Source organism: Limimaricola cinnabarinus, from assembly GCF_002723615.1.
Taxonomy (GTDB): domain Bacteria; phylum Pseudomonadota; class Alphaproteobacteria; order Rhodobacterales; family Rhodobacteraceae; genus Limimaricola; species Limimaricola cinnabarinus_B.
The window spans coordinates 18,610-32,121 of the sequence record NZ_KZ304953.1; the positions used below are offsets into that span (position 1 = coordinate 18,610).

Sequence of the window (13,512 nt, forward strand, 5' to 3'; positions counted from 1 at the left end):
CCATCGTGACGAAGCTCAAGACCACAGTGGCGGGGGGCGTGCTCGCCACCTTCCTGGCGGGCCCCGCGCTGGCGCATGACTGCACGGGCCGGATCGACGATTTCGAGCGCCTGCTCGATCTTGCCGCCAAGCAGGCGATCTCCGCCTCCTCGAGCGGTCAGGCCGTCGCCGGGGCGCGCGAGGCGCAGGCGATGGAGGACAGCGGCGCCGCCGCAGACGACGAAGAGACCGGCACCGCGCCCGAGCCCGACGAGGGCGAGCCGGTGATCCCGGTGCAGGACGAGGCCGAGGAGGCCGCCGCCGTCGAGGAGGCCGACGAATCCGGCGATGCGGGCGAGCGGGTGATCGAGGCGCGCACCGAGCTTCAGCAGGCGCGCGAGATGGCCGAAGAGGGCAATGAGGCAGCCTGCATGGATGCGCTCGACGAGGTCATCATCAAGGTGATCGCGAACTGAGGCGCGGCCGCTCTTCAAGACATGGCAAAAGGCGGGGGCCGCGACCCCCGCCTTTTTCGCATCACCCCTCCGGGGCTGCGCGCGCGATCCTGATCTGCCCCTCGACCGTCTCCAGCGGCACGCGCATCAGCGCGCAGCCGAGCCCTTCGCCCGCCACGCCCTCACCCGTCGCGGCATCGAACATCGCGCCATGGGCCGAGCACATCAGCTTTTCGCCATCCTTCGACAAAAGCTGCCCGCCGCGATGATCGAGCGGCAGGAACTGGTGCGGGCACATGTTCACATAGCCGCTGACGCCCTGCGCCGTGCGCACCACCAGCAGGGGAAAATCCCCCGCCTCGCTGGTGACGGTGAGGCTGAGGGCCGGCGCCGCGGGCGCGTCCTGCAAGACGACCGTTCCCGGGGCGGGGGCAGCCCTGAGGTCGGACCATTTCATTCCGCGGCGTCGGGCGTCAGCACGCCGCGCCGGATCTGGTCCTCCTCGATGGATTCGAACAGCGCCCGGAAATTGCCCTCGCCGAAGCCGTCATCGCCCTTGCGCTGGATGAACTCGAAGAAGATCGGGCCGATCACGGTCTTGGAGAAGATCTGCAGCAGCACCCGCGTCTCGCCGCCGCCGACCACGCCTTCGCCATCGATCAGGATGCCACGCTTCTGCATCCGGTCGATCGGTTCCTCGTGGCCCTTCACCCGCGCATGGCTCATCTCGTAATAGGTGGCGGGCGGTCCGGGCATGAACTCCATCCCGGCCTCGGCGATCCTGTCGGTGCCGCCATAGATGTCGTCGCAGGCGATGGCGATGTGCTGGATGCCCTCGCCCTTGTATTCGCGCAGATATTCCTCGATCTGGCTGTTGTCGTCGGCGCTCTCGTTGATCGGGATGCGGATCTTGCCGTCGGGCGAGGTCAGCGCCCGGCTGGTCAGCCCGGTCTGCTTGCCCTTGATGTCGAAGAAGCGGATCTCGCGAAAGTTGAAGGTGTCGGCGTAAAAGCGGTACCAGGTGTCCATGTTGCCGCGCACGACGTTGTGGGTCAGGTGATCGAGGTAATAGAAGCCGAAGCCCTCGGGGCAGGGATCGGCCTCGCCGAGCCAGTCGTAATCGGCCTCGAAGGCGCTGCCCTTCTCGCCATAGGTGTCGATGAAATAGAGCAGCGAGCCGCCGATGCCATAGACCGCCGGGGCGTCGATCGCCTTGCCGTCGCCCTTGTATTCCTCGGCCCCCAGCTCGACCGCGCGCTTGAGCGCATGCTGCGCATCGACGACGCGCCAGCCCATCGCCGGGGCGCAGGGGCCGTGATCCTCGACGAATTGCGCGGCATGGCCGCCCGGATCGGCGTTCAGCAGGTAGTTGATGTCGCCCTGCCGGTAGAGGGTGATGTCCTTCGACTTGTGCTTCGCCACGGGGACGAAGCCCATCTGCCGAAACAGCTTGTCGAGCACGGCGGGATCGCGATGGGCGAATTCGACGAAGGCGAAGCCGTCCGTGCCGGCGGGGTTCGTCTCGCTGATCGTGGCCTTGGGGGCGTTGTGCGGAAAGGGACCCATCGGGCGACCTCCTCTTTAGGCTGCGGTTGCCGCCATTGTGCCGCAGGCGACGCGCATGGGGTGTGCATCTTGCGAGCCCGGGCGGTGCCCCCATGCATGTTTCATGCGCCGGCGCATTCTTTTGCGTTTCATTTGCGCGGATGCCCCGGATATCATGCGGCAAGCAGGCAGGAAGGGTGCGGGAAATGACGCTGGACGAGTTCGACATCGCCATCCTTCGGGCGCTGCAGTCCGATGGGGCGCTGACCAATGCGGCGCTGTCGCAGCGGGTGCACCTGTCGGCCTCGCAATGCTCGCGCCGTCGGGCGGCGCTGGAGACCGCCGGGCTGATCGCGGGCTATGCCGCGCGGCTCGATGGCGAGAAGCTGGGCTTCGGCCTGCGCGCCATCGTCCGGGTCAATCTGCGCCGCCATGGCGGCGACAACGACCGCAGCTTCGCGCGCTTCGTCGAGCGGCGCTTCGAGGTGCGCTCGGCCTTTTCGGTCTCGGGCGACGCGGATTACATCCTCGACCTGCGCACCCCCGATCTCGAAGCCTTCGCCCGCTTCATCCACGAACATCTCCTGCCGCATGACCAGGTGGCGCAGGTGCGCTCGGAGATCGTTCTGCGCACGGTCAAGGACGAGCCGGGGGTCGACCTGTCGCGGCATCCTTGCGCCTGACCGGCCCGCCGCCTCGGGGCGATTGACCCTCGCGCGATCTTGTACACTATCGCCGCGACCACAGCCGCCGGGGCCCCCGGCCGAAAGGATGAAAGCCGATGTTCGACGCGCAGCCGCACTTGATCGAGGAAATCCGCAACCGTTTCGCCCATGTCTCCGACTGCCCGTTCCAGGGCGAGCGGATCTTCTTCGAGAATGCGGGCGGGGCGCTGACGCTGAAATCGGTGGTCGAGACCTCGGCCCGCTTTGCCGCCATCCCCGACAATCCGGGCCGCGACAACCCGGCGGGCCGGGCGGCGGTCGAGCTGATCGCGCGGGCCAAGGATGACATGGCGGTGTTCTTCAACGCGCCGGGGGGGCAGTTCATCGCGGGCGAAAGCGGCACGGAGCTGCTCTTTCGCCTGATCGGCGCGGCCTGCCTCGGCACGCCCGAGGGCCGGGTGCTCGGCTCGACGCTGGAGCATCCCGCGACCCGCTCCGCCGCCGACCGCTATGCCCCGATCGGCGGCAAGCGCCACGTGCTGGTCGCGCATGACGACGCCACCGGCTCGGTCGATGCGGGCGCCTATGCGCCCGAGATCACGCCCGACACCCGTGTCGCCACGATCCTGCACACCTCGCCCGTCACCGGCATGGGCGTCGATGTCGCGGCGATCGCGGCGAAGATCCGGCAGACCGCGCCCGACTGCTACATCATCGTCGACGGCATCCAGCACGCCGCGCATGGCGGGCTCGATCTCGAAGCGCTGGACGTCGATGGCTACGTGATCTCGCCCTACAAGGTGTTCTCGCGCCATGGCTACGGCATCGCATGGCTGTCGGACCGGCTGGCCGCGCTGCCGCATGACGGGCTGATGGGCGCGCCCGGCGCGCCGTGGGAGCTCGGCACCCGCGACGCGGGCGCCTATGCGGCGTTCTCCGACGTCGTCGCCTATTTCGACTGGCTCGGCGGACAGGTCGGCGATCACGGGGACCGCCGCGCGCGCATCGTGGCGGCGGGCGAGGCGATCCAGGCGCAGGAGGCCGCGCTCACCCGGGCGATGCTGCACGGCGCGGGCAACCTGCCGGGGCTGGCGAGCTTCGAGGGCATCACCATTCTCGGCGGCATCGACAACCCCCGCCGCGAGGGGCTCGTCTCCTTTGCGCTGGCCGGCCACGAGGCGGGCGGGATCGTCGCCGCGCTGAACGCCGCCGGGATCCGCACCCATATCCGCAAGGCGGACCACTACTCGGGCAACATCCTGAACCCGCTCGGGATGGAAAGCTGCGTGCGCGTCTCCATGTGCCATTACAACACCGAGGCCGAGGTGATCCGCTTTCTCGCCGCGATGCGCGACATCGCCAGCTGAACCGGCCCGGCCTTGCGAGGCGCATGGCGTCGCGCGTCGTCGCCGCGCAGGTCTGCACGCCATGGGCGATGTCTTCCGGTTCTCAATGCTTTCCTTTGCAGGATCGCCGCCTATCTGGTCGCGCGGGAGGATCGCAGATGGATGTTCTGGGACAAGACGCGGCAGACAGCCTGCCGATGCGCGATGCCGCCGAGGTGGCGGCCCGGCTGCGGCGCTGGGTGCCGCTGGGCAGCGAGATCGCGCAGGCCTGGAGCGCCGCCGATCGCGTGGTCGAGGACCAAGGCCGCTACCCGGCCTGCCAGTTCGACGAGGCGGGGCTGCCGCTTGTGCAGATGCGCGCCCTCATCGCCGCGTTGCGGCCCGTGATGCCGCCTTCGGGGATGGTCGGCTGGCTCGGCACGCCATGTGCGGCACTGGAGGGCCTCCGCCCGGCCGATTGCCTGCAATCCTTGCCCGGGGCGGTGATCGAGGCGGCGCGGCAGCACGCGGCACAGGCGCGCGCCGCCGCCTGACCCCGCCTTGCCGCTCAGTCGAGCGGCGGCGCGGTGAAGAGCGTGACCTTGAGCCCGCCATGCGGGACCGGCGGCCCCCAGGGCTTCAGCGGCAGGCCGGTGGCGCGCGCCAGCCCCGGCTCGCTCGTCACGAGGCCGACCCGCCAGCCCTCGAAATTGCGCCGCAGGGTTTCGCCCAGCGCGGCGTGCAGCCCGTAGAGCAGCTTCTTGTTGCCGATCCGCCCACCGTAGGGCGGGTTGATCATGACCAGACCCTTGGGCCCCTCGGGCGGGGCGGCGTCGCTGACGGCGGCATGGCGGAAGGCCGTGAGGCCTTCGAGCCCCGCCCGCGCGGCATTGGCCGTGGCCCCCGCGACGGCGCCCGCATCCCGGTCCGACCCGGCAAAGCGCAGCCCCTCGGGCAGCGCCACCGCCCCGGCATCGCGCATCTTCCGCCAGCGCGCGGGATCGAAGCTCGCCAGCCGTTCGAAGGCGAAATCGCGCCGCGCGCCGGGGCGGGCCTGCGCCGCGATCGCGGCCGCCTCGATCACGAAGGTGCCCGAGCCGCACATCGGGTCATAGACCGGCTCGCGGCCCGCATAGCCGCAGGCGCGCAGGAACAGGGCCGCCAGCGTCTCGCGCATCGGCGCCTTGCCGACGAACTGCTTGGTGCCGCGCCGGTGCAGGGGGTCGCCCGAGCTGTCGAGACTGAAGCTCACCTCGTTGTCCTCGATCCGCACCTTGATGGCGATCGCCGTCGCATCGGCCTCGTCGGTCTCGTCGCCGCCTTGGGCGATCACCGCGCCAAAGGCTTCGAGCGCCGTCTCGATGCGCTGCTTCGCGGCGCCCGCATGGTAGATCTTGGAGCGGCGGCAGAGCACGTCGACGCGCACCGTCTCGCCGGGGCGCAGCACATCGCCCCATGGAAACTTGCGCGCGCGCTTGTCGAGCTGCGCGAGGTGAAAGGCCATGAAGCCGCCCAGCCGCACCAGCACGCGCCCCGCGCCGCGCAGTTCGAGATTGGCGCGCCAGACCTCCTCCCAGCCGCCGCGGGTGGTGACACCGCCGGGCACGGGGGCGGGGGCGGCAAAGCCCTTTTCGCGCGCCTCCTCGGCCAGAAGCGGCTCCAGCCCCGGCGGGGCCTGCAGAAAGATCTCGTATGTATCGTCGCTCATGCGCGACCCATAGCGGCAACGCGCGCCTGCCGCGACGGGATTCTCGCCCCCGGCGCGGGGCAGGGCGCGATTCCCGCCGCACCCCTTGCCGGATCTTCGAAAGGACCTCTCGGATGAGCGGGGCGGATACGGCCCCCCCGATCATCACGGCCACGGCGCTTGTGTGGTTCATGTTTCTGCCGGGGCTGGCCGGGCGAGGCGCTCAAGGGAGATGGGCTTCGGGAAGGTCACCAATATGGACGCTTGAGAAGCCGGCGGCCCGGTGGAGGAGTGAGCCTCCCGATCGCAGGGCAGGGGCCGCGTCGATGGCGCGGTCTCTTTGCCGCCGGGTGCTTGCCGTGTTGCGAGCGCGTCAGATGTTCATCGCGCCGACCGAGCCGCCATCGATCCGGTAGGCCGAGCCCACGGTGAAGCTCGCCCGATCCGAGCACAGCAGCGCGATCACCGGGGCGACCTCCTCCACGTGGCCGCGCCGGCCCAGCGTCAGGAAGGGGCGCTCCTCCTTGAGAAAGCTCTCGATCGCCTCCTCCTTCGACACGCCCAACTCGTCGGCGCGCTTGTCCATCATCCCGTCGGTCATCGGCGTTTCGATAAAGGCGGGCGAGACGGTGTTGAACAGCACGCCCTTGGGCGCATAGGGCATGGAGACGCATTTGGTGAAGTTCAAAAGCGCCGCCTTGGCGGCGTTGTAGACCGCCTCGTCGGCATAGGGCTGCACCGCGTTCTCGGAGGTCACGAAGACGACCCGGCCCCAGCCCTTCCCGACCATGCCCGGCACCAGCGCCCGGCTCAGCCGCACGGCGGACATGAAGTCGATCTCCCAGGCCTCCATCCAGTCCTCGTCGGTCATCTCCAGCGGATCGCCCTTGGCGCCGGTGACGCCCGCGGCATGGACGAGGATGTCGCAGCCGCCCTCCTCCTCGAGCCGCGCCTTGAGCCTGGCGATCTGGTCGGTGTCGGTCAGATCGGCGGCCATGATGCCCGCGGTGCCGCCCATGGCCTCGTCGGCCTTCTTCAGCGCCTCTTCGTCCAGGTCGGTCAGAAAGGGATGCGCCCCCTCCTGCTTGAGCAGCCTGGCCACCTCGATGCCTATGCCGCCCGAGCTGCCGGTGATGAGGGCGCGCTTGCCCTTGATGCCGAGATCCATGTGTCGCTCCGTTTCGCTCCGGGGGGGGGGCCGGTGGTGGCCCGTTGCGGGCACAAGAGGCAAAAACCCCACTTGTTCCCCGGCGATGCGTCGCGCTTGATGGAACCCGCAGGCCCGCCGGCCTGTTCGCGTGACAGGGCAATGAGGACCAACATGACGCAGGACAGAACGCCGGCGGCGGCATCGGGCAATCGCTGGGGCGCGCGGCCCGGCGGCGGCGGGCAATGGCATTTCGGGCTCTGGGCCCCCTCGGCCAAGGAGGTCGCGCTGCGGCTCGGCGGCGAGGACAGCCCCATGAGCCGCGACGATGACGGCTTCTGGTCCGTCACGGCCCGCGCCGAGGCGGGGCAGGATTATGCCTTCGTCATCGATGGCGAGGCGCGTCCCGACCCGGCGGCGCGCCAGCAGGCGAGCGACGTGCACGGCCCCTCGCGCCTTGTCGACCCAGGCGCGCGCGACTGGCGCGGCGACTGGTCCGGGCGGGCTTGGGACGAGGCCGTGATCTACGAGATGCATGTCGGCACCTTCACCGAAGCGGGCACCTTCAGGGCCGCCGCCGAAAAGATGCAGGATCTGGCCGATCTCGGCATCACCGCGATCGAGATCATGCCGGTCGGCCAGTGGCAGGGCGCGCGTGGCTGGGGCTATGACGGGGTGCTGCCCTTCGCGCCGCATCCCGCTTATGGCACGCCCGAGGAGATGCAGGATCTCGTCGAGGCGGCGCAATCCGCCGGGATGATGGTGATCCTCGACGTGGTCTACAATCACTTCGGCCCCGACGGCGCCTATCTGCACGCCTATGCGCCCGAGTTCTTCGAGGAGGAGCGCCACACCCCATGGGGCGCGGCCATCGATTTCACGCAAGAGGCGGTGCGCGCCTTCTTCATCGAGAACGCGCTGCACTGGCTGCGCGACTACCGGCTCGACGGGCTGAGGCTCGACGCGGTGCACCAGATCATAGACCCGTCGCCGCATCACTTCCTCGTCGAGCTGGGCGAGCGGGTGCAGGCGTTCGAGCTTGGCCGCCCGATCCACCTGATCACCGAGGACGAGCGCAACGAGCCCGAGCTGCGCGACACCCAGCTCTACGTGGCGAGCTGGAACGACGATTATCACCACGCGGTGCACACCGCGCTCACCGGCGAGAACGAGGGTTACTACGCCCCCTTCGCGCATGACCCGATCGGCGATCTGGTGCTGGCGCTGACCCGCGGCCATGTCGAGGAGGGCCAGCCGCGCCATGGCAAGGAGACCCGGCGCGGGCGGCCCGCCTCGCACCTGCCATGGACCGCCTTCGTCAACTCCAACCAGACCCATGACCAGGTCGGCAACCGGGCGCTGGGCGAGCGGCTCGTCTCGCTCACCGATCCGCGCGGCGCGGAGGTGGCGCATGCGATGCTGCTGACCTCGCCCTTCATTCCGATGCTCTTCATGGGCGAGGAAGTGGGCGAGACCGCGCCCTTCCTGTTCTTTTGCGATCACGAGGGCGAGCTGGCCCGCCTCACCCGCGAGGGGCGGCAGCGCGAGTTCAAGGATTTCCTGAGCTTCGGCGAGGAGGTGCCGGACCCCAACGCCAAGGAGACCTTCGAGCGCTCGCGCCCCTTCAGGGGTGAGCCGGAGGCCATGGAGCGCTGGCGCGATCTCACCCGGCGCTTGCTGTCCTTGCGCGCCGAGCGCATCGTGCCCTTGATGACATCGGGCCGCGCCGGGCCGGCGCGGGTGGCCCGCACGGGGCCGCGCGCGCTTTCGGCGCTGTGGCCCTTCAAGGACGGCTACGTGGTGGCGCGGATCAACCTGGGCTCTCCGCCCGACACCCCGCCCACCACCGAGCCGCATGACTTCGCCATCGGCGATCCCGCCGCCGATCCCTTCGCCTTCGCCCTGATCGTGAGCCGCAACTGATGACCGACCGCAAACTCCCCCGCGCCACCTACCGCCTGCAGCTGCGCGAGGGGGTGGATTTCGACCGCGCGCGGCGGCTCGTGCCCTATCTTTCGGGGTTCGGCATCAGCCATCTTTACCTGTCGCCGATCTTCACCGCCGCCTCCGGCTCGACCCATGGCTACGACGTGACCAACCCCGCCGAGATCGACCCCTGCCTCGGCGGGCGCGAGGGCTTCGAGGCGCTGGCGCGGGACTGCCGCGAGGCCGGGCTCGGGATCATCCTCGACATCGTGCCCAACCACACCGCCTTTCACCTCGAAAACCCCTGGCTGCGCGACGTGCTGCGCCACGGGCCCGACAGCCGCTTTGCCCGGCATTTCGACATCGACTGGGGCAAGGGGCGGCTGGTGCTGCCCTTCCTCGGCCAGCCCTTCGACGAGATGCTGGAGGCGGGCGCCTTCCGGCTCGAGGAGGGCGAGGAGGGGCCGCAGCTGGCCACCGAGCATTTCGCCGTTCCCATGGCGCAGGGCACGCTGCCCTCCGAGGAGATGCGCCGCGATCCGCAGGCGATCCGCGACACCCATGCCGCGCAGCCCTGGCGGCTGACCCATTGGGAATACGAGCGCGACGGCGTCACGCATCGGCGCTTCTTCAACGTCACCGGGCTGATCGGCATGCGGGTCGAGGACGAGGCGGTGTTCGACGAGATGCACGCGCTGCTGTTCGACCTGCTCGACAAGGATCTGGTGCAGGGCATCCGGCTCGATCACATCGACGGCCTCGCCGATCCGGCGGCCTATCTGCGCCGCCTGCGCGGCCGGGTGGGCGACACGCCCGTCTGGATCGAAAAGATCCTGACCGGTGACGAGACCGTGCCCGCCTCCTGGCCGATCGAGGGGACCACCGGCTACGAGGCGGCGCGCGCCATATCGCGCATCCTCACCGATGCCGAGGGGCTGGGCCGGCTCGACGAGGTCTGGCGCCGCGAGACCGGGCGCGAGGGCAGCTTTCACGACGCGCTGATCGCGGCCAAGAACGAGGTGATCCGCCAGGAGCTGGCCGCCGAGATGCACCAGCTCATCGACATGGCGCGCAGCGCCATGGGGCCCGAGGGCGCGCTCGAGACCGGCGACGAGGCGCTGCGCGAGGCGATCATCGCGCTGCTCGTGGCCTTTCCGCGCTACCGCACCTATTTCGCTGAAGGCGAGGCGCCCTCGGAGGAGGAGCGTGCGCTGATGGAGCAGGTCACGGCCGAGGCGGGCGAGGGGCTGCGCTCGGATGCCACCGTCAGGCGCGTCGCGGGGTTCATCACCGACCCCGAAAGCCCCGAGGAGCGCGCGCTGCAGACCCGCTTCCAGCAGGTCACCGGCGCGCTTCTGGCCAAGGCGCATGAGGACACGGCGGGCTTCCGCTGGAACCGCTACATCGCCGCCAACGAGGTCGGCGCCGACCCCGACGCGCCGACCATCGAGGTCGAGGAGCTCTCGGGCTGGTTGCAGCGCCGCGCCCCCTCCGAGATGACGCTGACCTCGACCCATGACACCAAGCGCTCCGAGGATGCGCGGATGCGGCTCGTCGCGATCAGTCACCTGCCCGAGGCCTTCCTCGCGCTGTGGGAGCACAGCGAGACGGTGGAGGGCGCGCAGGAGATCGACCCGAACCTGCGCTGGTACATCCTGCAGACGCTTCTGGCGATGTGGGAGAAGGGGCGCGGCGACATCGCCGAGCGGCTGGGCCAGCATGTCGAGAAGGCGATGCGCGAGGCCAAGGAGGTCACCACCTGGACCCACCAGAACCAGGAGGCCGAGGCCGCGGCGCAGCGCTTCGCCGCCGCGCTGGCGGCAAGCTGGGAGAGCGAGCTGCCCGCCGGGGCGGGCCAGCTCATGGCGCGCGGCGAGGTGCTGTCCTTGGCGCAGACGGCGCTCAAGATGGTGATGCCGGGCATCCCGGACATCTACCAGGGCACCGAGGTGGGCGCGTTCCAGCTCACCGATCCCGACAACCGCATGGCGGTGGATTTCCGGGCCATCGCGGGGCTTGCCATGAAGGGCGCGCCCGATTGCTTCGCGCATGAGGTGCCGCTGGACGACATCCCTGGCGCGGTCGCGACCGAGGGGCCAAAGCCCGAGCCCGCCCCCGAGATCGACAGCTTTGCCGGGCGCAAGGCGCGGCTGATCTGCGCCGGGCTGGCGCTGCGCCGCCGGATGCCCGGCTTCTTCGAGACGGCGGAGGTACGGATCGAGGCGCCCGCGCCGGGCGTGCTGCTGCTGACCCGCGAGGGGGCGGAGGGCCGGCTTGAGCTGCGCATCGACCGGCAGGGCCACGGCATCGAGGCGACGCCGGGGCAAGACCCCGTCTGGCCGCGCAACGAGGCCGATCGCGATGCGGCGGTGCGGCTCGACTGGTTGCCGGCGCAGGGCTGACGCGGCGTTTCCCGCCGGGAACCCCGGAGCCGCTGCGGCGTTGCGGCAGGAGCCCCCGATCTCGTGCGGGGCATTCGCGCGTGCTCGCATCCCATGTTTTCATCCTCCGGCACGGCCTCCCCCCCGTGCCGGTCATCCGCGCCGCTTTTCCCCGAAAAGCGCCGCCACGGAGTTCAGACATCCAGATGGCCAAGGACATCCAACCCAACCTGCCCGCCTTCGACCTCGCCGCTTCGCGCTCGGACGCGCTGGGCGCGAATTACGACGGCTACGGCACCAATTTCGCGCTCTGGTCGGACAACGCGACCTGCGTGCAGCTGTGCCTGTTCGACGATGAGGGCAAGGAACAGATCGCCTGCCTCGACCTGCCGCGCATGGAAGGCGGCATCTGGCATGGCTATTTGCCCGATGTCGGGCCGGGGCAGGTCTATGGCTACCGCGTGCATGGCCCCTGGGCCCCCGAGGAAGGCCACCGCTTCAACCCCAACAAGCTGCTGCTCGACCCCTATGCCTGCGAGATCATCGGCGAGATCAAGTGGGACCCGGCGCTGTTCGGCTACACCCAGCCGGGCGACGACACCGAAGGCCCCGATCCGCGCGACAGCGCCCCCTTCATGCCCAAGGGCGTCGTGGTCGATACCGAGTTCGACTGGGAGGCGGACAGCGCCCTGCGCCGCCGCTGGCAGAACGGGCTGATCTACGAGACCCATGTGAAGGGCGCGACCATGCGCCATCCGGGCGTGCCCGAAGAGGACCGCGGCACCTTCGAGGGGCTCGCCTCGGATGCCTTCATCGACCACCTGACCCGGATCGGCGCCAGTGCGGTCGAGCTTCTGCCGATCCACGCCTTTGCCAATGACGGGCATCTCGTCGACAAGGGGCTGTCGAACTACTGGGGCTACAACACGCTGTCGTTCTTCGCGCCGCACAAGCCTTATCTGAAATCGGGCTTCTACCGCGAGGTGAAGCAGGCGGTGAAGAAGTTCCACGCCGCCGGGCTCGAGGTGATCCTCGACGTGGTCTACAACCACACCTGCGAGGGCAACGAGATGGGGCCGACCCTGTCCTTCCGCGGCATCGACAACGCCTCCTATTACCTGCTCTCGCCCGAGAACAAGCGCCACAGCTACGACACCACCGGCACCGGCAACACGCTCAATGTCGAGCATCCGATGGTGCTGCGCATGGTGCTCGACAGCCTGCGCTACTGGGTGCAGGTGATGCATGTCGACGGCTTCCGCTTCGACCTCGCCTCGACCTTGGGCCGCGAGGCGCTGGGCTTCGAGCGCGAGGGCTCGTTCTTCGCCGCGATCCGCCAGGACCCGGTGCTCTCCACGGTGAAGCTCATTGCCGAGCCCTGGGACATCGGCGATGGCGGCTACCAGGTCGGCGGTTTCCCCTGGCCGTTCCGCGAATGGAACGACAAGGCGCGCGACGACATCCGCGCCTTCTGGCGCCGCGACAAGGGGCTGGTGCCCGCCATGGCCGAGCGGCTGACCGGCTCGCCGGTGCAGTTCAACCACAGCCACCGCCCCGCGACCTCGTCGATCAACTTCATCGCCGCGCATGACGGCTTCACCCTGTGGGACACGGTCTCCTACAACGAGAAGCACAACGAGGCGAATGGCGAGGATGGCCGCGACGGCCATTCCAACAACCTCTCCGACAACATGGGCGTCGAGGGGCCGACCGATGACGAGACGGTCAATGACAGCCGGGTGCGCCGGGTCAAGGCGATGCTGGCGACGCTGCTGATGAGCCAGGGCGTGCCGATGCTGCTCGCCGGGGACGATTTCGGCCAGAGCCAGGGCGGCAACAACAACGCCTATTGCCAGGACAACGAGACCACCTGGCTCGACTGGGAGAACGCGCGCGACGAGATCACCAGCGCGGTGTCCGAGCTGATGGCCTTCCGCAAGGCCGAGGGCGGCCTCGCGCGGCTGCGCTTTGCCCGCGCGCCCGAGGATGCGCCCGATGGCGGCCCGACCGTGACATGGCGCCACCCCGAGGGGCGGCGCATGGAGCCGGGCGACTGGGAGAACCCCGAGCTGAGCTGCTTCGGCATGCGGCTGGTGCCGCATAGCGACGGGCGCGAGGTGATGGTGGTGCTGAACTCGGGCGACAATTGCGAGTTCAAGCTGCCCAAGGGCGGCTGGCGTCGCGCGATCGACACCACGCTCGACCCGGTGAGCTGCGACGTGGCCGAGCAGGGCAAGGTCGGCGTCGGCTGGCAGTCGGTGGTGGTCTGGGTGCCCGACCACAAGGCCGTGGTGGAGGACGACGACGAGGACGAAGATGCCGCGCCCGCCGGTGACGACGCGGCGGGGGACGATACCCCGGCCTGAGCCCTATCCTCTCATCGCAACGGCAAAGGGCCGGCC

Annotated in this window: 11 protein-coding genes; 7 read left to right on the forward strand and 4 right to left on the reverse strand. The window is 69.5% G+C overall.

What is annotated here, in order from left to right; all coding sequences use genetic code 11:
- Nucleotides 1-5: 5 nt before the first annotated feature.
- Nucleotides 6-455: a hypothetical protein gene (locus tag CJ301_RS04670; protein ID WP_099274790.1), complete on the forward strand. Its 450-nt coding sequence runs from the start codon at nt 6-8 to the stop codon at nt 453-455.
- Nucleotides 456-516: 61 nt separating this feature from the next.
- On the opposite strand, the gene CJ301_RS04675 is transcribed toward CJ301_RS04670, so the two are convergent.
- Entirely contained in the window at nt 517-843 is a 327-nt protein-coding gene (locus CJ301_RS04675) for a Rieske (2Fe-2S) protein (RefSeq protein WP_254050073.1), read from the reverse strand.
- A 44-nt stretch (nt 844-887) separates the two neighbouring features.
- On the reverse strand, nt 888-2,000 hold the full coding sequence (gene hppD, locus CJ301_RS04680; protein WP_099274795.1) for a 4-hydroxyphenylpyruvate dioxygenase: 1,113 nt from the start codon (nt 1,998-2,000) through the stop codon (nt 888-890).
- A gap of 185 nt (nt 2,001-2,185) precedes the next feature.
- Here hppD and CJ301_RS04685 point away from each other — a divergent pair, with 185 nt between their 5' ends.
- The 3 genes from CJ301_RS04685 (at nt 2,186) to CJ301_RS04695 (ending at nt 4,523) form a co-directional block, all read left to right on the forward strand.
- On the forward strand, nt 2,186-2,662 hold the full coding sequence (locus CJ301_RS04685) for an Lrp/AsnC family transcriptional regulator (RefSeq protein WP_216823246.1): 477 nt from the start codon (nt 2,186-2,188) through the stop codon (nt 2,660-2,662).
- Nucleotides 2,663-2,760: 98 nt separating this feature from the next.
- The gene (locus CJ301_RS04690; RefSeq protein WP_099274799.1) at nt 2,761-4,011 is read left to right on the forward strand and encodes an aminotransferase class V-fold PLP-dependent enzyme; all 1,251 of its coding nucleotides are present in this window, start codon (nt 2,761-2,763) and stop codon (nt 4,009-4,011) included.
- Between the two features lie 137 nt (nt 4,012-4,148).
- Complete coding sequence (locus tag CJ301_RS04695) at nt 4,149-4,523, forward strand: hypothetical protein (protein ID WP_099274801.1); 375 nt, start codon at nt 4,149-4,151, stop codon at nt 4,521-4,523.
- Nucleotides 4,524-4,537: 14 nt separating this feature from the next.
- Here CJ301_RS04695 and CJ301_RS04700 read toward each other — a convergent pair whose 3' ends face one another.
- Both CJ301_RS04700 and CJ301_RS04705 read right to left on the reverse strand, forming a co-directional pair.
- Nucleotides 4,538-5,677: a THUMP domain-containing class I SAM-dependent RNA methyltransferase gene (locus tag CJ301_RS04700; RefSeq protein ID WP_099274803.1), complete on the reverse strand. Its 1,140-nt coding sequence runs from the start codon at nt 5,675-5,677 to the stop codon at nt 4,538-4,540.
- Between the two features lie 352 nt (nt 5,678-6,029).
- A complete protein-coding gene (locus tag CJ301_RS04705; protein ID WP_099274805.1) occupies nt 6,030-6,824 on the reverse strand; it encodes an SDR family NAD(P)-dependent oxidoreductase in 795 nt (264 codons plus the stop codon).
- Between the two features lie 153 nt (nt 6,825-6,977).
- Between CJ301_RS04705 and treZ the strand changes: the two genes are divergently transcribed.
- The 3 genes from treZ (at nt 6,978) to glgX (ending at nt 13,476) form a co-directional block, all read left to right on the forward strand.
- Entirely contained in the window at nt 6,978-8,726 is a 1,749-nt protein-coding gene (gene treZ, locus CJ301_RS04710) for a malto-oligosyltrehalose trehalohydrolase (protein WP_099274807.1), read from the forward strand.
- Nucleotides 8,726-11,131: a malto-oligosyltrehalose synthase gene (gene treY / locus CJ301_RS04715; protein WP_099274809.1), complete on the forward strand. Its 2,406-nt coding sequence runs from the start codon at nt 8,726-8,728 to the stop codon at nt 11,129-11,131. Before treZ ends, treY begins: the two co-directional genes overlap by 1 nt.
- Nucleotides 11,132-11,316: 185 nt before the next feature.
- Nucleotides 11,317-13,476 (forward strand): glycogen debranching protein GlgX, encoded by a 2,160-nt coding sequence (gene glgX / locus CJ301_RS04720; RefSeq protein WP_254050074.1) that lies wholly within the window; start codon nt 11,317-11,319, stop codon nt 13,474-13,476.
- The last annotated feature ends 36 nt before the right edge of the window (nt 13,477-13,512 follow it).

What these genes read in the sequence shown, in the direction of transcription:
- hppD (WP_099274795.1), bottom strand. Translation starts at nt 2,000, where the DNA reads ATGGGTCCCTTTCCGCACAACGCCCCCAAGGCCACGATCAGCGAGACG.
- CJ301_RS04685 (WP_216823246.1), top strand. Translation starts at nt 2,186, where the DNA reads ATGACGCTGGACGAGTTCGACATCGCCATCCTTCGGGCGCTGCAGTCC.
- CJ301_RS04690 (WP_099274799.1), top strand. Translation starts at nt 2,761, where the DNA reads ATGTTCGACGCGCAGCCGCACTTGATCGAGGAAATCCGCAACCGTTTC.
- CJ301_RS04695 (WP_099274801.1), top strand. Translation starts at nt 4,149, where the DNA reads ATGGATGTTCTGGGACAAGACGCGGCAGACAGCCTGCCGATGCGCGAT.
- CJ301_RS04700 (WP_099274803.1), bottom strand. Translation starts at nt 5,677, where the DNA reads ATGAGCGACGATACATACGAGATCTTTCTGCAGGCCCCGCCGGGGCTG.
- CJ301_RS04705 (WP_099274805.1), bottom strand. Translation starts at nt 6,824, where the DNA reads ATGGATCTCGGCATCAAGGGCAAGCGCGCCCTCATCACCGGCAGCTCG.
- treZ (WP_099274807.1), top strand. Translation starts at nt 6,978, where the DNA reads ATGACGCAGGACAGAACGCCGGCGGCGGCATCGGGCAATCGCTGGGGC.
- treY (WP_099274809.1), top strand. Translation starts at nt 8,726, where the DNA reads ATGACCGACCGCAAACTCCCCCGCGCCACCTACCGCCTGCAGCTGCGC.
- glgX (WP_254050074.1), top strand. Translation starts at nt 11,317, where the DNA reads ATGGCCAAGGACATCCAACCCAACCTGCCCGCCTTCGACCTCGCCGCT.